This is a genomic window from Pseudoselenomonas ruminantium, from assembly GCF_900142515.1.
Taxonomy (GTDB): Bacteria; Bacillota; Negativicutes; order Selenomonadales; family Selenomonadaceae; genus Selenomonas_A; species Selenomonas_A ruminantium_D.
The window spans coordinates 1-21,228 of sequence record NZ_FRBC01000007.1 but is presented as its reverse complement, the minus strand read 5'-3'; the positions used below and the strand labels follow the sequence as shown (position 1 = coordinate 21,228).

Annotated in this window: 17 protein-coding genes and 1 pseudogene; 17 read left to right on the top strand and 1 reads right to left on the bottom strand. The window is 50.9% G+C overall.

Annotation, left to right across the window (positions count from 1 at the left end; translation table 11 throughout):
- The first annotated feature begins 150 nt into the window (after positions 1 to 150).
- The 12 genes from BUB68_RS04975 (at position 151) to BUB68_RS04920 (ending at position 16,622) form a co-directional block, all read left to right on the top strand.
- A complete protein-coding gene (locus BUB68_RS04975) occupies positions 151 to 1,851 on the top strand; it encodes a putative bifunctional diguanylate cyclase/phosphodiesterase (RefSeq protein ID WP_073088670.1) in 1,701 nt (566 codons plus the stop codon).
- Complete coding sequence (locus tag BUB68_RS04970; protein WP_073088669.1) at positions 1,848 to 2,489, top strand: HAD family hydrolase; 642 nt, start codon at positions 1,848 to 1,850, stop codon at positions 2,487 to 2,489. The genes BUB68_RS04975 and BUB68_RS04970 overlap by 4 nt, the downstream gene beginning before the upstream one ends.
- Before the next feature lie 194 nt (positions 2,490 to 2,683).
- On the top strand, positions 2,684 to 4,345 hold the full coding sequence (locus BUB68_RS04965) for a PTS lactose transporter subunit IIBC (protein ID WP_073088668.1): 1,662 nt from the start codon (positions 2,684 to 2,686) through the stop codon (positions 4,343 to 4,345).
- Positions 4,346 to 4,455: 110 nt separating this feature from the next.
- Positions 4,456 to 5,844, top strand: coding sequence for an S-layer homology domain-containing protein (locus tag BUB68_RS04960; RefSeq protein WP_073088667.1), 1,389 nt, complete (start codon positions 4,456 to 4,458; stop codon positions 5,842 to 5,844).
- Positions 5,845 to 5,857: 13 nt separating this feature from the next.
- Positions 5,858 to 7,708, top strand: coding sequence for a glycosyl hydrolase 53 family protein (locus BUB68_RS04955; RefSeq protein ID WP_081371855.1), 1,851 nt, complete (start codon positions 5,858 to 5,860; stop codon positions 7,706 to 7,708).
- Between the two features lie 141 nt (positions 7,709 to 7,849).
- Positions 7,850 to 8,824, top strand: coding sequence for a LacI family DNA-binding transcriptional regulator (locus BUB68_RS04950; protein ID WP_073088666.1), 975 nt, complete (start codon positions 7,850 to 7,852; stop codon positions 8,822 to 8,824).
- 188 nt (positions 8,825 to 9,012) lie between these two features.
- A complete protein-coding gene (locus tag BUB68_RS04945; RefSeq protein ID WP_073088801.1) occupies positions 9,013 to 10,389 on the top strand; it encodes a glycoside hydrolase family 32 protein in 1,377 nt (458 codons plus the stop codon).
- Between the two features lie 24 nt (positions 10,390 to 10,413).
- The gene (locus BUB68_RS04940) at positions 10,414 to 11,688 is read left to right on the top strand and encodes an oligosaccharide MFS transporter (RefSeq protein WP_073088665.1); all 1,275 of its coding nucleotides are present in this window, start codon (positions 10,414 to 10,416) and stop codon (positions 11,686 to 11,688) included.
- Between the two features lie 72 nt (positions 11,689 to 11,760).
- The gene (locus BUB68_RS04935; RefSeq protein ID WP_073088664.1) at positions 11,761 to 13,113 is read left to right on the top strand and encodes a hypothetical protein; all 1,353 of its coding nucleotides are present in this window, start codon (positions 11,761 to 11,763) and stop codon (positions 13,111 to 13,113) included.
- Between the two features lie 34 nt (positions 13,114 to 13,147).
- Positions 13,148 to 14,626, top strand: a complete 1,479-nt coding sequence (locus BUB68_RS04930; RefSeq protein WP_256625783.1) for a glycoside hydrolase family 32 protein — start codon at positions 13,148 to 13,150, stop codon at positions 14,624 to 14,626.
- Between the two features lie 182 nt (positions 14,627 to 14,808).
- Positions 14,809 to 15,663, top strand: coding sequence for a tagatose bisphosphate family class II aldolase (locus tag BUB68_RS04925; RefSeq protein WP_073088663.1), 855 nt, complete (start codon positions 14,809 to 14,811; stop codon positions 15,661 to 15,663).
- 29 nt (positions 15,664 to 15,692) lie between these two features.
- Positions 15,693 to 16,622 (top strand): 1-phosphofructokinase family hexose kinase, encoded by a 930-nt coding sequence (locus BUB68_RS04920; protein ID WP_073088662.1) that lies wholly within the window; start codon positions 15,693 to 15,695, stop codon positions 16,620 to 16,622.
- Positions 16,623 to 17,054: 432 nt separating this feature from the next.
- Here BUB68_RS04920 and BUB68_RS04915 read toward each other — a convergent pair whose 3' ends face one another.
- Positions 17,055 to 17,861, bottom strand: a complete 807-nt coding sequence (locus tag BUB68_RS04915) for a MurR/RpiR family transcriptional regulator (protein WP_073088661.1) — start codon at positions 17,859 to 17,861, stop codon at positions 17,055 to 17,057.
- 168 nt (positions 17,862 to 18,029) lie between these two features.
- Here BUB68_RS04915 and BUB68_RS04910 point away from each other — a divergent pair, with 168 nt between their 5' ends.
- The 5 genes and pseudogenes from BUB68_RS04910 to BUB68_RS04890 form a co-directional block, all read left to right on the top strand.
- A complete protein-coding gene (locus tag BUB68_RS04910) occupies positions 18,030 to 18,449 on the top strand; it encodes an RpiB/LacA/LacB family sugar-phosphate isomerase (RefSeq protein WP_073088660.1) in 420 nt (139 codons plus the stop codon).
- Positions 18,450 to 18,463: 14 nt separating this feature from the next.
- A complete protein-coding gene (lacB, locus tag BUB68_RS04905) occupies positions 18,464 to 18,979 on the top strand; it encodes a galactose-6-phosphate isomerase subunit LacB (RefSeq protein WP_073088659.1) in 516 nt (171 codons plus the stop codon).
- A 140-nt stretch (positions 18,980 to 19,119) separates the two neighbouring features.
- Positions 19,120 to 19,437 (top strand): PTS sugar transporter subunit IIA, encoded by a 318-nt coding sequence (locus BUB68_RS04900; protein WP_143188087.1) that lies wholly within the window; start codon positions 19,120 to 19,122, stop codon positions 19,435 to 19,437.
- 16 nt (positions 19,438 to 19,453) lie between these two features.
- Positions 19,454 to 20,884, top strand: coding sequence for a 6-phospho-beta-galactosidase (gene lacG, locus BUB68_RS04895; RefSeq protein ID WP_073088658.1), 1,431 nt, complete (start codon positions 19,454 to 19,456; stop codon positions 20,882 to 20,884).
- A gap of 155 nt (positions 20,885 to 21,039) precedes the next feature.
- A pseudogene (locus BUB68_RS04890) lies at positions 21,040 to 21,228 on the top strand (IS1182 family transposase); the annotation flags it as partial.

The window sequence follows — 21,228 nt, the reverse complement described above, 5'->3', positions numbered from 1 at the left end:
TTGGTGAAAGACTCTATTTTGTTCCTGCAAGACAAAGTAGAGTCTTTTGCCATCTTTTCTTTGCAGGATTTTACACCGGTCTTGTAGTATAATATAATCAGTATACCTATGGGCAAAATAATGAACTCACACAGTAAAGAAGGCGATAATGTGGACGATAAACCTGTGATGTTAATTGTGGATGATGTGGAAATAAACCGGGTGGTGCTGACCCAGTTTTTTCAGGATGATTATGAGATCATAGAGGCTGAGAATGGTCAGGAGGCACTGCAGGCTATTGCGGGCAACAAGGTCAGCATCGTGCTGGTAGACCTTGTCATGCCGGTTATGGATGGTTTTCAGGTGCTGTCCTTCATGAAGCAGAATGATCAATATGCAGGAATCCCTGTGGTGGTCATGACCGCCAATAATGATGGTGATAGTGAGGCGCGGGCCATGGAGATGGGGGCGGCGGATTTCATCACGAAACCCTATAATCCCACTATCGTGCGTTGCCGTATCCGCAATGTCATGGCCCGGGAAGAGAATGAATGGCGGCGGGCTGCGCAGGTAGCCCAGAATCGGCAGCTGGCGGAAATGCATCAATTTGTTGAGCGGGATCAGCTGACGGGGATTTACAACAGGGAGGCTTTTTACCGGCGGGCCTCGGAGCGCATGCAGGCGCATTATCAGATCCCGCACAGCATTGTCTATATGGATATCAGCTGCTTCAAGGTTGTCAATGACTTGTTCCGCATTGAGACTGGGAACCTGGTGTTGAAGACCGCAGCGTTCTATCTGGATGTGCTGACGGGGGATGAGGGCGTTTGTGCCCGTATTGAGGCTGACCATTTTGCCCTGTGTCTGCCGACCCAGAAATTGGATATGGATAAATTGATTGCCGGGCTGGACAGCACCATCCAGTCTTTAGGAATCAGCCACAATGTTCTTTTCTATGCAGGTGTCTATCCGGTAGATAATGCCTTCCTGCCGGTGGATCAGATGTGTGACCGCGCCCATATGGCACTAAACCGGATCAAAGGGAAGTATATGCCCCGTTACGCTTTCTATGATAAGGCAATGCGTGACCAGATGATTGAGGAGCAGATGATTGTCCGCAATATGGAATATGCATTGCAGGAACATCAGTTTTTCATTCAGTTGCAGCCGGTATATGGGATGGAGGAACAGAGAGTCATCGGAGCAGAGGCTCTTGTGCGCTGGAATTATCCTAAGGGAATAATCATGCCGGGCAAGTTCATTCCTGTATTTGAAAAGAATGGTTTTATCGTGCGGCTGGATCGCTTTGTATGGGAAGAAGCCTGCAAGGTACTGCGCTCGCAGCTGGATGCAGGCATCAAGCCTGTACCGATTTCTGTCAATGTGTCCCGCTTGAATTTCTTCAGTCAGGATTTGCTGAAATACCTGAAAGATTTGGTGAAAAAATATGAGCTGGAACCCAGGCTGTTGAAATTGGAGATCACAGAGAGTGCCTATATGGAAAATCCGCATCAACTGATGGCGATAGTCAGGGCCTTCCGTGGAAGCGGATTCCCTGTGATGATGGACGATTTTGGCAGTGGTTTTTCGTCCTTGTCCATGCTCAAGGATCTGCCAGTAGATGTGCTCAAGATTGACATGGCCTTTGTGCAGGAAGTGGATAAGTCCAGCCGTGCCGGTGCCATCATGGAAACCATCGTGGAACTGGGCAAGCGCCTGCATATGGATGTGGTGGTGGAAGGTGTGGAAACCAGAGAACAGCTGGAATTCCTGGAACGCATAGGTTGTTTGGAAGTCCAGGGTTATTATTTTTCCAGACCGCTGGATGTGGATACATTCAAAGGTCTGATTGCAAGGAGTCAGGAAGATTGATTGAAAAAAAAGCCGTTATCTTTGACATGGACGGGGTTATCATCGACAGTGAGCCCATCCATAGCCGGGTGAAGATGGATACCTTTGCTCATTTTGATCTGCCCTTTGATGAAGCGGATCTGGTTCATTATATGGGGCGTACGAGCCGGGTGATTTTCGGGGATACCCTGCAGAAATATGGCCGTACTGATGTCACGGCTGCTGATATGGCTGCTTATAAGCATGACCATTATCTGGAAGTGCTGGAAAGCGGGGAAATTGAACCGGTGCCGGGCTGTGTGGAATTCATCAAAAAACTGCATGAAAAAGGTTTTCCCATAGCCTTGGCTACGTCTTCTAATGTGCGGGCCATGAATGCAGTGCTGGATAGTTTTGGTATCCGGAAGTATTTCACTTCGATCCTCTCAGGGGGAGAGCTGCCGGAAAGCAAGCCCCATCCGGCTATCTATCTGATAAGCGCCCAACGGCTGGGCGTGAAGCCGGAGGCGTGCATGGTGGTGGAAGATACCACCAATGGCATCCGGGCTGCCAAGGCCGCCGGCATGTACTGCGTGGCTTATCGGAACCCGAATTCCGGCGAGCAGGATCTGAGTCAGGCTGATGAGATCGTCAATAGCTTCAGCGAGATTAATATATAGTTTGTGACATATGTCTCTTGACAGAACTGCCCTCTTTGGTGACAATGAGAGGGCAGTTCTTTTTGCGTGCAAACAGGATTGAAAACATTTTCAAAACGTGAAAACACGGGGAAACAATTTTCCTCTATACTGTAAGCATAACAAGAAGAACTTAGCAAAGGTTCTTTAGTCAGAGAGAAAGAAAGGGAATCATCATGGAAAAACTCATCAAAATGGTAGAAACCATGAAGCCTTTTTTTGAGAAGGTTTCTAACAATATCTACCTGCGGGCAATCCGGGATGGCTTTGTCAGTTGTATACCGGTAATCCTGTTCTCGTCCTTGTTCATTCTGGTAGCCTGTGTGCCGGAGATTTTCGACTATAAGTGGCCGGAAAAGATCAGTGCGGTATTATGGCAGGCTTATAATTACAGCATGGGCATGCTGGGGATCCTGATGGTGGCTACTATTGCCAAGAGCCTGACGGACAGTCTCAACACCAAGATGCCGAAACTGCGGCAGATCAATGACGTATCCGTCATGATCGTTTCCATCATCTGTCTGCTGCTGCTGGCGGTTGCTCCTGTGGAAGGGGGCATCTCCACCGAGTTCATGGGCACGAAAGGCTTGCTTTCTGCATTTGTAGTAGCCTTCACGGTGCCGAATATCTACAAATTCTTCGTTAAGCGCAATATTACCATAAAACTTCCGGACGAAGTTCCGCATTATATCGCCCAGACCTTTGCCGACCTCATCCCCCTGTCGGTAGCGGTCATGATCTACTGGGTTTTCGGTATTGTATTCAAGGAAGCTACGGGCATGATGTTCGGTGCCTGGATTCTGGAAGTGTTCAAACCCCTGTTTGTGGCGGCTGATGGTTATATCGGCCTGGCCATTATCTACGGTGCCATGGCCATGTTCTGGTTCGTAGGTATCCACGGCCCCTCCATTGTGGAACCGGCAGTGACGGCTATCTACATTGCCAATATCGAGGCAAATCTGCAGATCGTCAGTGCCGGTGGCCATGCCACGAATATCCTCACGCATCCGACTTCTTATTTTGTCGCTACGCTGGGCGGCACGGGCGCAACCCTGATGTTCTGCGCCATGTGCGCCTTCATTGCCAAGTCCAAGCAGCTTCGGGCTGTGGGGCGGGCTTCTATCGTGCCGGTGACCTTTGCGGTCAATGAACCGATTATCTTCGGCGCTCCCATCGTCCTGAATCCGGTCTTGTTCTTCCCCTTTGTCCTGACCCCGATTCTCAATGTCTGGGTGTTCAAGTTCTTCGTGGACAATTTGGGCATGAACGCCTTTACCTACATCCTGCCTTGGACGACCCCCGCGCCCATCGGCCTGATCATCGGTACGGGCTTTGCCCAGCTGGCCTTTGTGCTGGCCCCGCTGCTCCTGGTTATGGATGCAGTTATGTACTATCCGTTCTTCCGTGTCTATGATGCCCAGCTGGTGGAAAAGGAAAAAGCTGGTGTGACGGAAGAAGCGCAGGCAGAAGCTCCCGCTGAGGAAGCGGTACCGGTTGTGGCAGCCGAGGAACTGCCCAGCGAGGACAAGCGCGTATTGGTGCTCTGCGCTTCCGGTGCTACCAGCTCCATGTTGGCCAAGGCCATCACGAAAGGCGCTGAACATCGTCATGCTCCTGTGGAATCCATTGCTATGGCCTATGGCCAGCACAAGGATATCATCACGGACTTCGATCTGATTGTCTTAGCCCCCCAGATGGCATCCATGTATGATGAGCTCAAGAGTGACTGTGAGGCCAAAGGTGTCAAGAGTGCCACTACGAGTGGCCGGGAATACGTAGGCCTGACCCGTGACCCGGACAAGGCACTGGATTTTGCCCTGGCGTTGATGGCTCATTAAAAATTAGTAGGAACGAATACTCCTGCTGCCAGCTGTAATGGCAACAGTGGCAGCAGGAGTATTTTTATGCAAAATTTTACAGAAGATTAGGAATTTTAGGAGGAATCATCATGAAAAAATCAGCTCTTATGGCGGCAGTGCTGGCAGCAACGACTCTGGGCTCTACGGCTTATGCTGCCCAGAATCCCTTCAAGGACCTGCCGGAAGGCCATTGGGCTTATGATGCGGTTACCATGCTGGCCAAAGATGGCGTGCTGGAAGGCTATGGCGATGGTACCTTCCAGGGCACGAAGACCATGAACCGCTATGAGATGGCCGAATTGGTCAGCAAGGCACTGGCCAAATACGATACGGCCCGCCCGGCAGACAAAGGCGCCATGAAAAAGCTGGAAAAGGAATTTGCAGCTGAGCTGAAGGATATGGATGTAAGGCTCAAAAATGTGGAAAGTGATGTGCAGGAATTGAAGAAATGGTCGGGCTTCAAATGGTATGGCGATGCCCGCCTGCGCTATATAACCAACAAGGATGGCTCCATGACGAAACCGGCCACTAATGGGCAAAGAGATCGCAAGAGTGCGGCTGAAAAGCGGGTACGCCTGGGCATTTATGCTGAACCGGCAAAGAACCTCAGTGTGGACGGCCGCATCAAATACGAGGATAAGTCCTTTGTCCATGACGGAGCAGGCGGCAAGAATGACAATGCCTGGAATGGCCATGGCACCAACAATCAGGATCATTTCCGGCTGGATAAGTTCAGCCTGAACTGGAACCATGCGGGCACGAAGCTTTCCGTAGGGCGTACGGAGCTGAGCATGGGGCAGGGGCTGATCTATTGGGAGAATCCTGTTGATGGCTTCTATGTGTCCCATCAGTTCGGACCGAAACTCAATGCTATGGTGGGCTATGGTGATATTGCAGCCGAAGGCTGGCAGGCAGAGAATATGCCTTCCTTCTTTGCCAATGTGGCCTATCAGGTGAGTCCAAAGGTCTCTGCCACCTATAGCACATTGCATACCAATACGCAGCTGAATAATTGGGTACAACTCAAAGATGCCTCCTGGGTACAGCGTAATTACAAACTGAATCAGCATGCGATTGGCTTCAATGCCCAGCTGACATCAAAATGGAATCTGATTGCGGAAGGTGTACGCAACAATACCGGCGTGGTGGAAAATGGCAAGAACGGCTTCTGGACTCGCCTGACTTACGGCAATATGATCTGGAGCAAGGCCAATACCTGGAAGATCTATGGTGAATATTTCGCCTTTGGCAAAGTGGCTGTGGATAGCACTTACTGGGCGCATCATATGAACATTGCCGGTGGTAATGGCTATGGCCGCGATGGTGCCCGTGGTTGGGGTATTGCCGGTGATTACATGCTGGCTGCTAATACGAATCTGGAACTCTGCTATTACAAACTCAGACCTTATGATAAGAACACCGCAGGCTTCAGCAAATATGACGATATTTTCTTAGGCGCTCTGTCCTATAGCTTCTGATGAGGTGAAAATAATGCGTAAATCAACTTTGAAATCTTTAGTTATGGCTGCTCTGACGGCAGGTTCCCTGTTCGTGGCTGCTCCCGCTGATGCGGCCGTGCAGGTCAATCCCATTCCCAATCTCAGTGCGGATTTCATCAAGGGTGCCGATGTGTCCATGCTGCCAGAACTCGAAGCCCTCGGCGGTAAATTCTACGATATGGACGGCACGGAAATGGACGAGCTGGCGCTGATGAAGAAATACGGTATCAATTGGATCCGCGTGCGTATCTGGAACGATCCCGACCATGCCAATGGCGGCGGCTATACCACGGCGGCGCGTGCGATAGCCATGACCAAGCGGGCTCACGAACTGGGCATGAAGGTGCTCATTGACTTCCATTACAGCGACTTCTGGGCAGATCCGGGCAAGCAGTATGTGCCCAAGGCATGGGAGAAGCAGACGGCTTCGCAGGTGAGCAAGAGCGTCTATAACTACACGAAAAAAGTGCTGGGTGATTTCAAAAAGGCAGGCCACTTGCCGGAAATGGTGCAGGTGGGTAATGAAATCACCAATGGCATGATCTGGCCGCTCGGGAAACTGCCGTCCAATGACAATGGCAAGACCTTGGCATCCTTTGTGGCCAGCGGTCTCAAGGCTGTCCATGAAACAGATCCTAACATCAGGACCATGATCCATATCGACAAAGGTGGGGATAATGCAGCTTCGCAGAATTTCTACAATCAGCTGATCAAAGATAACGGCGTCAATGATTTCGATATCATCGGCCTGTCCTATTATCCCTTCTGGCATGGCAATATGGATGCGATGCGGAATAATATCAATGATCTGGCTGCCCGCTATGGCAAGGATGTCGTGATCGTGGAAACGGCCTTCGGCTATACCAATGAGAACTTCGACGATACGAAGAACCCTTATGATGCTCAGGCTGAACTCGTGGGCGGTTTCCGCTCCACGGTGCAGGGGCAGGCTACGGGACTTCGGACCGTCATGCAGAGCCTGGCTGATGTGCCGAATGGCAAGGGCATCGGGATGTTCTACTGGGAACCGGACTGGTATGCCGTGCCCGGAGCAGGCGCCTTCAAGGATAAGGGTGATGAATGGGATAATCTCGTGATGTTCGACAACAAGGGCAAGGCGTTGGAATCGTGGAAGGTATTCAACGATGTCAGCAATCAGAGCCTGCCCACAGTCAAACCGGTATTCAAGGATGTGGATGCCGTGGCTGCTGAGGCCGGCAAGGGTGTATCGGCAAAACTGCCGGTCAAGACAAGGGTGACCTTCTCGGATGATCATGCAGAGAATCTGGAGATTAGCTGGGATAACCCTGCGCCAGTATTCGAGCAGGCTGGGGATTATACGGTCAAGGGCAGCGTTACGGTCGATGGCAAGAAACATCCGGTTACGGGACTCATATCCGTCATCGACAAGGTGAATTTGTTCAAGAACGGCAATTTCGAACAGGCGCAGAATCTGGATGGCTGGACGATTACCGGCGATAAGGTGCTCGATGTGGTGACCAAGGGCGGCGATGCACTGGATACCAGCGCCATGCATTATTGGAGCGACAAGGCTTTCAAGTTCACGGCCAGCCAGGAATTCACGGGCCTTGCTGACGGCAAGTACACCGTAGCCGTGTCCACCCAGGGTGGCGGCGGCCAGAGCAAATACCAGCTCACCGCTGCGACCAGCGCGGGCACGCAGACTGTAGATATCCATGATACGAAATGGAACGAGTGGCATACGTTCACCATCAAGGACGTGGAGGTAAAAGACGGCAAATGCACCGTGGCTGTGACCATGGAAGCAGCTCCGGGAACCTGGGGATCACTGGATAACTTCGAATTCTATAAGCAGAAATAAAGAGGCTGGAAATCGCTCTCACAAGCATAGGGGCTGGTGAGAGCGATTTTTGACTGCTAAATACTATTGGCAAAATACGTTGATTTAGGTTACAATGAGTAGCGTGTTGCTGATGATTTATTGTAACAGGAGGTGCGGAGTTTGGCCAGAATTCGTGATGTAGCGCGGGAAGCGGGCGTGTCGGTGGGCACGGTTTCCATGGTGCTCAATCATAATGATTACGGTTCGGCGGCAATCAGGCAAAAGGTACAGGCGGCTGTGAAGAAACTGCAGTATGTACCCAGTGAGATGGCCCGCAATCTATCGCTCAGGCGAACCATGACGGTGGGGATCATTGTACCGACGGTTTCCCATCCTTTTTTTGCGGAATTGGTGGGAGCATTGGAGGAAGCCTTGTATCATCTGGGCTATAAGACCATGCTTTGCTGTACCCGGCAAAAGGAGAATGCGGAGCATGTGTTTATCGAGATGCTGCAGCGTCAGAATATGGACGGCATCATCATGGGAGCGCATTCGTTGGATACATCGCTCTATCAGGGACTGAAGCAGCCTATTATCGCGTTTGACCGTTACCTGAGTCCGGATATTCCCATCGTGCATACGGATCATGTGCAGGGCGGACATTTGGCCGCGCAGGCTTTTTTGCAGCATGACTGCCGGCATATCGTGGAGATTTCTGGATCGCAGATGGTCAAGACTCCAGCTGGCGAATACCATCAGGCCTTCAATGAGGTCATGCAGGCGCATGGGGTGAAGACGGATGTCGTGGCGCTTCCTTGGAATGGCTTTGGGCTGGCGGAATCGTTGGCGCTGGCAGAGCAGATTTTTGTGGATTATCCGGATGTGGATGGCATATTGGGGTCGGATATATCGGTATCCAGTTGCCTGCAGGTGGCTGTGCGGCGCGGGATCAAAGTACCAGAGCAGTTGAAGATGGTGGCCTATGATGGCACGTTCATCACCCAGAATGGTATCTGCAGGTTGACTGCAGTACGTCAGCCCATCGAAGATCTGGCCGGGGTGGCGGCGCAGAAAATCGTGAACATGATCAATGGCAGGCCGGATGATTCACCATGGGTATTGCCACCAATCTTGCTGCCGGGAGAGACCTGTTAACGCACAGGTCTTGGGCGGTATGCTTACCGTTATAATCACAATAGTCAGAATACAGATATAAAAAAATAAATTACAAAACCATTGACAATCGATACAAATAAGTCTAAAATACTTTTTGAACCGGTTCATTGAACCGGTTCAAAAAGAGGAAACACGATAGATTAGATGAAACAAGGGAGCGCATGTTCATGAAAGAGCCGATAACAATCACAAATCAGCGATATCGCCTGGGGTATCATGTAATGACACCGGGGGGCTGGATGAATGATCCGAATGGTTTTTCCTTCTTCAAAGGATGGTATCATATATTTTATCAGTATTATCCCTATGCTGCTGAGTGGGGCCCGATGCACTGGGGGCATGCCCGCAGCCGTGACCTGGTTCACTGGGAAACACTGCCAGTAGCATTGGCACCGGATGAAAATGAGAACGGCTGTTTTTCCGGCAGTGCGGTGGTCTATGATGATAAGCTCTGGCTGATCTACACGGGGCATCATACGCCCAATGCGGTAGATCCGGAGGATTTCTATCAGGATCAGCGCGTGGCCTGGAGTGAGGACGGCATCCACTTCACGAAGTATGGTGCCAATCCGGTGCTCAGAACGCCGGCAGGCAATACGAAGCATTTCCGCGATCCGAAGGTCTGGCAGGAAGGTGATACGTTCTACATGGTGCTGGGCAGTCAGGATGTGGATGGCCTGGGCCGGGCACTGGTATACAGCTCGCCAGATCTTCTGCACTGGCAGTTGGATACGGAACTTTGCAAATCTGTGGGCAAGGAGCAGGAAGGCTATATGTGGGAATGCCCGGACTTCTTCCATCTGGATGGCAAGGATATACTGCTGATGTCCCCGCAGGGACTTGAGGCCGATGGTGACCGCTTCCGCAATCTGAATCAGACCGGTTATCTGCTGGGAAATGTCGAGGATAAGAAACTACAGCATGCTGGTTTTGTGGAAATTGATAATGGTCATGATTTCTATGCGACACAGACGATGTTGACGCCGGATGGCCGGCGGGTGATGATCGCCTGGATGAATGCCTGGGATTCCCCGATGCCAGAAATCGAAGATGGCTGGGCCGGAGCACTCACATTACCGCGGGAACTGTCTGTGAAAGATGGCCGCCTCCTGCAGAAACCAGTGCGCGAGCTTACAGGCTTACGGCAGGAAGTCCTGCTGAATGGCTGCCTTGAAGCGGAGCGTGATTACAAGCTGGGGCGTCAGGCAGAGCTGGAACTGACTTTTACAGAAAAGGCCGAGGGGGTACTCCTGCTGCTGTCCGATGGGGATAAGAGCCTGCAGCTGAGTCTGGAGCCTGGCGGACGCTTTGTGCTGAATCGCAACACGAAAGACGGCGAGCGGGCTGCGGTACTGACCAGCAAAGAGCCGCTGAAACTGCAGATCTTCATCGACAAGAGCTCGGCAGAACTGTTCGTGGCAGACGGAGAACTGACGTTCACGGAACGCATTTATTGGGAAAAAGATGTCAACTGCCGCCTGCTGGCTAAGGCTGCCAATCAGGTCAAGGCGTGGCGGCTGGAGGGCGAATGTAATCAGTATTGATTCAAGCTGAAGGGGAGAATAATCATGCAAAACGTTTTTTCGAAAGCTTTACGCAATCCGTTCTATCGGGCGGGTTCGTTGGAAATACTCTTATTCTTTGCAGGCTGGGGAATCTGGTGGTCCTTCTTCCAGATATGGCTGACGACTAAGCAGGGATTTACGGGGGCACAGGTCGGCACCATCTATACCTTTGGTTCAGCTGTGGCGCTGGTACTGATGTTTGTCTATGGATCACTGCAGGATAAACTGGGGCTGAAAAAAAACCTGCTGATTGCCATGGTGGGTTGCCAGGTCCTGTTGGCACCGTTCTTCACCTGGGTGTATGTGCCCATGCTGGAGAGCAATTTCTATGTTGGTGCTATGGTCGGTGCGGTCTATCTGGCTGTGGCATACCTGGCTGCCTGCCCGGTCTTCGAGGCAGTGACGGAGCGTCTCAGCCGTCGTTACAGCTTTGAGTATGGTCAGGCCCGCGCCTGGGGTTCCTTTGGTTATGCAATGTCAGCTCTGGCGGCAGGTTTCCTCTTCACAATCAATCCGTATCTGGTGTTCTGGACTGGTTCGGCGGTATCGGCTGTACTGCTTGCCGTACTGCTATTTATGAAGCCGGAAAACAAGGATGCAAATGTTGCTGCGTATGAGAACAGCGAGGAACGCGACAAGGCGGTCAAATCTCCTTCGCTCAAGGAAATCATTCAGGTATTTGGTATCCTTGATGTTTGGAAAATCATTGTTTTTGTTATTCTGAGCTGGACTTTTTATACGGTTTTTGATCAGCAGATGTTCCCGGAATTCTTCACGCAGTTCTTTGCCACTCCGGAAGAAGGCCAGCAGGCTTATGGTATCTTGAACTCTGTGCAGGTATTTTTGGAATTCCTGATGATGGGGCTGGTACCGGTGCTGATGAAAAAGATTGGTGTACGTCATGCGCTGCTTTTAGGCTGCATGATCATGATCTGCCGCATTGGCGGCTGTGGCCTGGCTACGACTCCGCTGGGGATTGGCCTTATAAAACTCCTGCATGCTCCGGAAACGGCACTCTTTGTGCTGGCAATCTTCCGCTATTTCACTTTGCATTTCGATACACGTGTATCGGCTACCCTGTACATGGTAGGGTTCCAGATTGCGGCTTCCGTGGGTGGTATCATTTTCTCCGTGCCGCTGGGCAGCCTGCGTGACAGCATTGGCTATCAGAATACGTTCCTCGTGATTGCGGGAATTGTCTTCGCGGCTACGCTTTATGCCTTTGTCATCCTGAAACGGGATGATCGGGATGTGGCTGGTCAGCCGTTGGAAGCTTGAAAGGAACGTTGATGATACAGGAAACCGCAGGGCAAAACTTGACGGTTTCCTTTTTTGGAGGGAGAAAAGAGCATGAACAAGAAGCGGATGATTTGTGGCCTGGTGCCGGCGCTGGCTATCAGCATGAGCAGTACGGTAGGGGCACAGCCAGTGGTCATGGATACGAAGCCGGCCATGGAACAGAATGCAGTAACGGAAAATCAAACGGGAGCTGATGCACAGCAGCCCGTGACACAGGAATCCTTGCAGGTGATGCGCAAGCAGTTGGAGGAGCAGCTGCATCAGGCGCAGGAACTGCAGAGTCGTTTGAATGCCCAGCTGGAAAGTCTGGACAAACGCATGAAAAAGGTGGAGAAAAGAAGCTGGCAGCCGCCGGTGGAAATTCACGGCTATGGCCGTCTGCGTTGGGATAAGCATCATTATGAAGACCGGAATGATCCCAATGATTATAAGACCATCTGGCTCAACCTGTTCACGAAGTATCGCATCAATGATCGCTGGTCGCTGCATAGTGAACATGAATTCGAGAATAATCTTACGGACAATCATGGTGCTTATGAAGGACATGGTGGTTATAATGAGCCCGGCGGCAAGAAGTATTCCCGTCCGGTTCTGCAGCTTTACGCGGAAGGCCGTGTAGGTGAAGTCAATGTCAAAGCAGGCCGCTATTATCTGCAATCTCCCTACAAGTTCACGTTCGATGATAAGATTGATGGCTGGCAGGCCAGCTATGGAATACCGACCAAATGGGGGCGCAAAGCGAACTTTACGCTGAGTGCTGGTAATACCTATAGCAAGATTTTCTATGGCGACAAGGAAAATGAGTTGAATTATTGGAATGAAGGCGGCGATGGAAACTTGAAAGTTGTGTCCCTGATTGGTGAAATCCCCATAGCCAAGAATACCAATCTCGCCACGCATTATGGCAAGATCAAGCGCCGTACTGACCGTCTCGAACGTAAGACCTGGTCGTTTGGTTTCGATACCAAGCTCAATCGTGATTTGAAATTCTGGGCCGCCATGGCAAAATCTGATTCGCAGACCTTGAATAAGTCGCATGTTCTTCAGCTGCAGTACAAGGAAGCCCGTCCGGATATCCCCGGTTCCTATGATATTTATATCAAGAAATATCTGCAGCGTGGCCATTCCGGCATGACCAATTGGTTCAATGATGATATTGCAGAGTTTACGCATGGTGATTATAAAGCCGAAAATCTTGCGAATAATGATGGTGATAAGGTATGGCAGTATTCTCGTTGGGGCGAGTTCAACGGCCTCCGCGTGGGTGTTGACTTCGTGCCGGTACGCAATACGAAACTGCTGATCAATTATACCTTTGGCAAGATGGGCAAATGCCTTGACAGGGATCCTGGCAGACGCTATGCTTACAGCTTCTTCCGCACCCAGTGGGAAATGTATTTCTAAGCGGTTTACGGCAGATTTGAAAGGAAGGCAGAACATGAAATTGAAAAAACAAATCCTGGCAGCCTTGCTGGCCGCTTCGACTCTTTGCCTGGGCGGTTCACAGGTATTGGCGCATCAGGCACTTTTCCCGAATACCGGTTACAGCTGGGTGGGGGATACCATGCCGTTCTACGATGGGCAACAGTTCCGGATCTTTTATCTGGAGGATATGCGTGATGGGGATACGGGCTTCCACCCCTGGAGCCTCTGGACGACGAAAGATTTTACCGATTTCCATCACGACAGCTGGGTTATCCCTTACGATACGACGAATGAGTTTGCCAAGGATTCGGCGCTGGGGACCGGTTCTGTGGTACGGGATAAGGATGGTCTTTACCATGCGTTCTACACGGGATTCAACTGGCGCACGATGCCGAAGGAAAACATCATGCACGCAGTCAGCACAGATCTCGTGAGTTGGCAGAAACTGCCGGAGGATACCTTCCGTGGCAGCAAGCCTTATATCTATGATGACACGTTCCGGGATCCCAATGTATTCTACAATGCCGATTATGATGAATACTGGATGCTGATCACCACCCGCAGCAAGAAGGCGCGCGGCGTGATTGCCCGCTATACGTCAAAGGATCTCAAGCATTGGGAAAATAAGGGCATCTTCTTTGAAAATGATATGGGCAGTGATGCCAATATGGAATGTCCGACACTCGTCAAATACGGCGATTACTGGTATCTGACCTTTTCGGATCAGTGGCCGAGCCGTGTCGTTCATTACCGTGTGGCCAAGGATTCCCAAGGGCCATTTGAGAAGCCGGCACAGGATGCCTTTGATGCCAGTGGCTTCTATGCGGCCAAGCTGGCCAAGGATGACAACGATCTCTATCTGGTGGGCTGGACGCCGACCAAGTGGGATGGGCAGGATAAAAAACCGACCGATTGGGCGGGCAATATGGTGACGCATCAGCTCAAGCAGCGGGCCGATGGCACGCTGTATCCGGTACCGGTTCAAAAGGCAGCCGCGCGCATGAATAAGGAAGAAGCGTTGAAGCCGGTTACGCAGAGCAGTGATGTCACGGTAAATGGTCAGGATTATCGCTTCGGGGCCAATGGCTATGAAAGTGTTGTGCTGCCGCGGATCAAGGGCATCCGGAAAATCACGGGGCGTTTTACCCCTGTAAATCCACAGGGAAAATTCGGCTTGATGTTCAATGTTGGCCCCAACAAGACCGGTGCTTTGAATCTGGTATTCGATCCGGGCAAACAGCAGGTGGCCTTCTACAACACCGATACAGCCAAAATAAACAAGGCCAAGCCGGAACTTTCCGTACCGGTCAGCTTACAGGCAGGGCAAAGCTATGACTTCACCCTGCTCATCGATGGCACGGTGGCTGTGCTCTACGTAAACGACCAGATGGCTTTGAGCACGCGCATGTACGGCCTGCCAGAACATCAATGGGGAATTTTCTCCAGCGATAGCGAGGTGATGCTGACCAATCTGCGCAGCAGTACTTTTTGATGGACTTATTGATCATCCCCTTGCTCATCCCCAAAGCTCCACTGGCTTTTGCGAGCCGGCGGGGTTTTTTTTTGCCTTGAAAACATTTTCAAAAGGCGAAAACAAAGGAGGTTTCGGAATCTCTATAATGAAAGCATAAACACAAGCTCAGGTTAAATGTTTTTACATAAGGAGAGATTCTCATGAAACTGCACAATACCAATGATATGCTCAAGGATGCCCAAAAGAAACACTATGCGGTACCGGCCTTCAATATCCACAATCTGGAAACATTCCAGGTGGTCGTGGATACAGCCAGCGAGATGCATTCACCGGTGATCATCGCTGCTACTCCGTCTACAGTACGCTATGCGGATAAGGATTATCTGGTGGCGCTTACAGGGACGGCTATGGAAAAGTATGATATCCCCATGTCCTTCCATCTGGATCACCATGAGGATGTGGAGGAAATCGAAAGCACGGTGGCTGCCGGCTGCCGCAGCGTGATGATTGATGCTTCCCGCCTGCCCTATGCTGAGAATGTGGCCAAGGTCAAAGAAGTGGTGGCCTTTGCCCATACCTGCGGCGCTTCGGTGGAAGCAGAATTAGGCAAGCTGGTCGGTCAGGAAGATGATTTGGTAGTAGATGATGCGGACAGCGCTTACACCAATCCGGAAGATGCCCTGCGTTATGTGGAAGACACGGGCATTGACAGCCTCGCTGTGGCCATTGGTACGGCCCACGGCCTTTACAAGGGCACGCCGAAGCTGGATTTTGACCGCCTGACGGAAATCCGCCAGCGGGTGGAGATTCCGTTGGTACTCCATGGGGCATCTGATGTGCCCGATGAATTGGTACAAAAAGCCATTTCTTTAGGCATCTGCAAGGTCAATGTGGCCACGGATCTGAAGATTCCTTTTTCCAATGCCGTGAAAGAATTCTTCAAGGAAAATCCTGAGGCTAATGACCCCCGCAAGTATATGACGCCGGGCAAGGCGGCCATGAAGGCCATAGTCCAGCATAAGATTGAAGTCTGCGGCAGCCAGAACCGCTATTGAATGCGGAAAACGCAGGGAAGGGATAGCTTATGATACTCGTGATAAATCTCAATGCCTCCTTGGATAAGCGCTATGAGCTGGTGGATTTTGCCAAGGGGAAGATCGTCCGGGCCAAATCCGTGGATAATACTCCCGGCGGTAAGGGCATCCATGTGGCCAACGTGGATACCATCCTTGGGGAAGATACGGTGGTGACGGGCTTCCTTGGCGGCAAAACCGGGGAATTCGTGGCTGGCCGGCTCTATGATTATGGCATCACCGGCGATTTCGTCGGCGTGGCAGGGGAAACCCGTTCCTGTCTGGCGATACTTACCGAGGATGGTGCCCAGACGGAAATCTTGGAGCCGGGACCGGAAGTGAGCCTGGAGGAATTAAAAAAGTTCCGTGAAAAATACACGGAGCTTTTAGGGAAAGCTGATATTGTGGTGGCCTCGGGCAGCGTGCCCCGAGGGGTGCCGGTTGATTTTTACGCCTCCCTGATTGAGGAAGCCCATGAGGCTGGCAGGAAATTCCTGCTCGATACCAGCGGCGACTTGCTGGCCAGAGGGATTGCGGCGCGGCCGGATTTCATCAAGCCCAATCAGGATGAGATTGAAGCCCTGCGGGGCTACCGCCTGCACAGCGAGGAAGATTTGGTGCGGGAGATTCGCCACTTTATGGATGAAGGGATTGAGATGGCTGCGATTTCGCTGGGAAGCCGCGGTTCACTGGTCGGCGTGAATGATGAAATTTACCGCGTCACCGTGCCGGAGATTGAGTGCCAGAATCCTGTGGGCTCGGGAGATTCCTATGTGGCAGGGATTGCGGCAGGCCTGTCGCGTAACTTGCCAATCGAAGAAACACTGCGGTTAGGAGCCGCCTGCGGGACGGCTAATGCACTGGAGGCGGAGAGCGGGTTCGTACGTAAAGGCGTGGTGGAGAAGCTGCTTGCCGAGATATCCATCGAGAAGATTGCCTGATGTTAGTGCATGCTAGGCGCGGGTGCTTGCGTGCAGGCGCTGGCACTTGCTTTTTGGCCGCCGCGCAAATGTCTCGTATGACAGTGCCGTTTTCTTAGTCGCATGCTCCGGTCACCACGTCGCGTCTTTCAGCTTTGCCTCCCGTCCTTTCGTATGACGAGCCAGCCTTCGGCAGTGCGCTCTGGCCAAAAAGCAAGCGCCAGCGCCAAGGTAGAACGTGATTGTGCAAAGGCATGATAAATCAGCTTGCAGACGGGGGCGTGTTTTGTGGAACGTAGCGATTGCTATGCTGGCTGGCGAGGTGCATAAACAATACATTACGATGTCAATGCGCCGTGGTGACCGGCGCGGGTAACAACGAGATGCTCTATTATCTTGCCAGACATTTAGCGAAGTCCACAAAACATGCCCCCGTCTGCAGCACGTACTTACTTAAAAATAGTGTTCCCTGCGATAAGCCGCCTCTTTTTGAGCGGCTTTTTCGCGTTCTTCTTCCTGCTGTTTGGTCAGATAGTCGATGATGATGCGGCTGATGACGTAGATGGGCAGGCGGGAGGTGGCGTCTACGTTCTTGATGGACACATGGCTGTGCTTGAAACCATAGGCGGTGAGGTGGGCGATGCGAGCCAGCGGGGTATCCGGAGCGCCGCAGGTGATCGTGATGATACGGGCACCCAGGGATGACGCATTTTCGGCGGCAGTTAAGAGTTCCGGAGTCTTGCCCGACAGGGAGAAGATAATCACGAGTTCCTGATTCTTCACCCGCCGCGTCATATCCTGCATGATGGACGGATCACTGTTGGCAAAGACATTATAGCCCTGCAGCTGCAATTTCAAGGCAAATTCATCGGCCACATGTTCCGTAAGGCCGCGGGAAAGCAGATAGATGCGCTTGGCCTGCCGGATCTCCCGGACCACAGCCAGAATGGTCTCAATGCTGAGCTGTTCAATGGTCTGTGTCACTTCCATCAGACTCTTGTTGAAAATCTCATTGACTTGAATGCTGTCCTTATGTACGACGGTTTTCTGGGTAATCATATACCGCAATTCTGCAAAGCCTGAGATGCCGCATTTCTTGATGGTGCGGGAAACAGTGGCCGGAGAAGAATAGGTTGCCTCCGCCACATCACTGATGGACATGGAGGAAATCTTCTCCGCATTCATATTGATAAAGCCAATGACCTTTTTCTCCGTTTCCGTCAGATGCTCGTGGAAATCATGGTCGATTTTGATTAACATGATTGTTCAGCTCCTTAAATTTCATTCAATATTTATATTATAAAGTTAAAACAGACATTTTCAAAAGGACAACTGACGAAAATGCTTTCAAATAATGAAAACAAGGAAGAAAAAGGAGGCCGTATAATAAGAGCATAACGAAGGTTAGAACAGAAAGGAAGTTACATCATGAAAGTTGCATTGGCTGCCAATGGTGCTGGCGCAGAACTCAAAGAAAGCATCAAAGCATATTTGACCGGCAAAGGTTATGAGATAGAAGATCTTTCTGCTGCGGATATTTTTACCGCCACAGAAAATGTGGTAGAGGCCATTCAAACGAAGGGGATTACCAGAGGTATTGTTGTGGATGACTATGGCGTGACCCCCTTCATGATTGCTGCCAAGCATCATGGCATCGTCTGTGCCCCGACCTATGAGGACTACACTTCCTCCATGACCCGCCGCCATAACAGCACCCAGATCATCACATTGGGCGCTAACGTCACGGCCAAGCAGCTGTCCTGCGAACTGGCGGAGAATTTCGTCAAGACTGAGTATGATGGTGGACGTCATCAGATTCGCATTGACATGCTGAACCGGGAACTTTGAGGGAGGAATTGAAGATGAAAATTGCGATTGGCTGTGACCATATTGTTACGGATATCAAAATCAAGGCAGCAGAATTCCTGAAAAAGCAGGGACATGAGGTTATCGACGTGGGTACCTACGATTTCGTGCGCACCCATTACCCCATCTATGGCCGCAAGGTCGGCAAGCTGGTAGCCACTGGCGAAGCGGATTTGGGCGTATGCATCTGCGGTACGGGTATCGGCATCAATAATGCTGCCCAGAAAGTCAAGGGTGTGCGGGCTGCCTGTGTGGCTGATGTACAGACGGCTGTGGCGGCAAAAGAAAACCTCAATGCCAATGTGATTGGCTGCGGAGGCCGCGTTATCGGCATTGGCTCCATTGAGTATATCCTGGAAGCGTTCCTGAAGGCAGAATACAAGCCGACACCGGAAAAAGACGCCTTGATCGCGAAGATTGATGCCCTTGTTCCGGATAATGACTGCATTGAGAATGACGGGCTCTTTGATGAATATCTGCAAAAGTGGGATGAAGGGTTTTATCACGATTGATATGTGGTATAATTGATTTTAGTTAGCTTACTTACTTTTAGCTTTCTCCTTGGGGGAAGTGCCCGAAGGGCGAAAAGGGTGCTTTTCAGCGTAATGGGTTCAGCGTACTGAAGTAATTGATTGGAAGAGGTGTGACATTTATGGCAATGACGAAAGATGAGATGGCAATGATTGCGATGGAGATTGTGGCTTATGCAGGGGATGCGCGGACGAAGTATCTCGCAGCTATGGATGCCATTGGCGAGAAGGACTTTGCCAAGGCAGAGGCGCTGATCAAGGAAGGGGATGACCTGATCCTGAATGCCCACAATCAGCAGACGGAATTGATCACGAAGGAAGCGGCTGGGGAAGATATTGAGATCGGGTTCCTGACCGTGCATGCACAGGATCACCTGATGACGGCAATGCTGCTTTCCGATATGGATAAGCGTTTCTTGAAGATGTTTCGCGATAAATAAGAAATGAGGCTCGGTTATGGCACAGAAATTTCCTGAGGATTTTATTTTCGGCGGGGCCACGGCAGCTTATCAGGTGGAGGGCGCTACCCAGGAGGATGGGCGGGGCCCCTGCGTCTGGGATGCGTATATGAACCGGCCCGGTTCCCGCTTCAATGCTGATCCGGCTTCGGATTTTTACCATCAGTATAAGCAGGACTTGCAGCTGGCACATGACTTCAACATCAATGGCATCCGTATTTCCCTGTCCTGGACGCGCATCCTCCCCGAGGGTGAAGGAAAAGTCAATCCGGCGGGCATTGACTATTACAACAAGCTGATTGATGAGTGCATCCGACAGGGCGTGGAACCCTTTGTGACACTGCATCATTTCGATACACCCCTTAAATATTTCCAAAACGGTCATTGGCTGAACCGGGAACTGATTGACAAGTTCGTGGACTATGCCAGGATCTGCTTTGAAGCCTTCGGCGACCGGGTCACGAAATGGGCCACTTTCAACGAGCCCTGGTCCATTGCCCAGAACGGTTATCTGGCCGGGAATTTCCCGCCCAACGAAACCTTCCAGATCGCCAAGGCTATCCAGATTGAGCACAATCTGATGGTGGCTCATGCCCGGGCGTTGAATCTCTACAAGAGCATGAATCTGCCGGGGAAAATCGGCATCGTGCATACGCTGGAAGGCAAGGTGCCTATTATGGACACTCCGGAGAACCAGCATGCCCGGGATCTGGATGATGCCATTTCCAACCGTTTCATGCTGGATGCCTGCTATCTGGGCAAATACTCGGATACAACCATGGAACTTATCCATGAGATCCTGCAGAAAAATAATGGGGAACTCATCACCGAAGCACAGGATTTTGTGGATTTTGCCAAAGCGGCGGAACAGATTGATTTCCTGGGGATGAATTACTATTCCAGCCATTTCCTGCAGGCTTATGAGGGCGAGAGTCAGGTGGTCAACAATAGCACTGGTGAAAAAGGTACCAGTGTATTCTGCCTCAAGGGAATTGGTGCCCGCGTTTCGAATCCGGAAGTGCCGACTACTGATTGGGACTGGCCAATCTATCCGGAAGGCATGTATATGCAGCTCAAGCGCATTGCCCGGGATTATCCGAATTACAAGGAAATCTTCATTTCTGAAAATGGCATGGGCTATAAGGATGATTTTGAAGACGGCAAAATTGACGATACGCCTCGCATCGAGTATGTGACGAAGCATCTGGAAGCCATTTTGAAAGCCATAGCTGAGGGCGTCAATGTGGGCGGCTATTATATCTGGAGTCTCATGGATGTATTATCCTGGAGCAATGGCTATAATAAGCGTTATGGGTTATTCTATGTGGATTATACCGACCAGAAGCGTTATCCCAAGAAAAGCGCTTACTGGTACAAGGCAATGAGCCAGCGGAGAGAATTGCTTCCCGTGGAAGAAATTGCATATTGATCTTGGCATGACAAAAGGGGCTGTGAAATAACACGCCCCCTTATAACAAAGGCGGTTAGCTGACTAAAACCAAGTCAGCTAACCGCCTTTTGTGGTAAAATTTACTTGCTATGAAAAATTCAACCACCAATTATTCTAAACCAAAACAGGCTGTTTTGCCAATATTTATTTCAGATTATCTGGATATCTGTGATCCGGTGCTGGTTTTCGACCGATTTATGGAGGAAATCGACTTGGAGAAGTATCTGAATCAGATTCCGGCTCATGTTGCCGGGCGTATCAGGTACAACCCGGCCAGCATGCTGAAAACAGTGCTATTCGGATTCATGACCTACGGTTATATC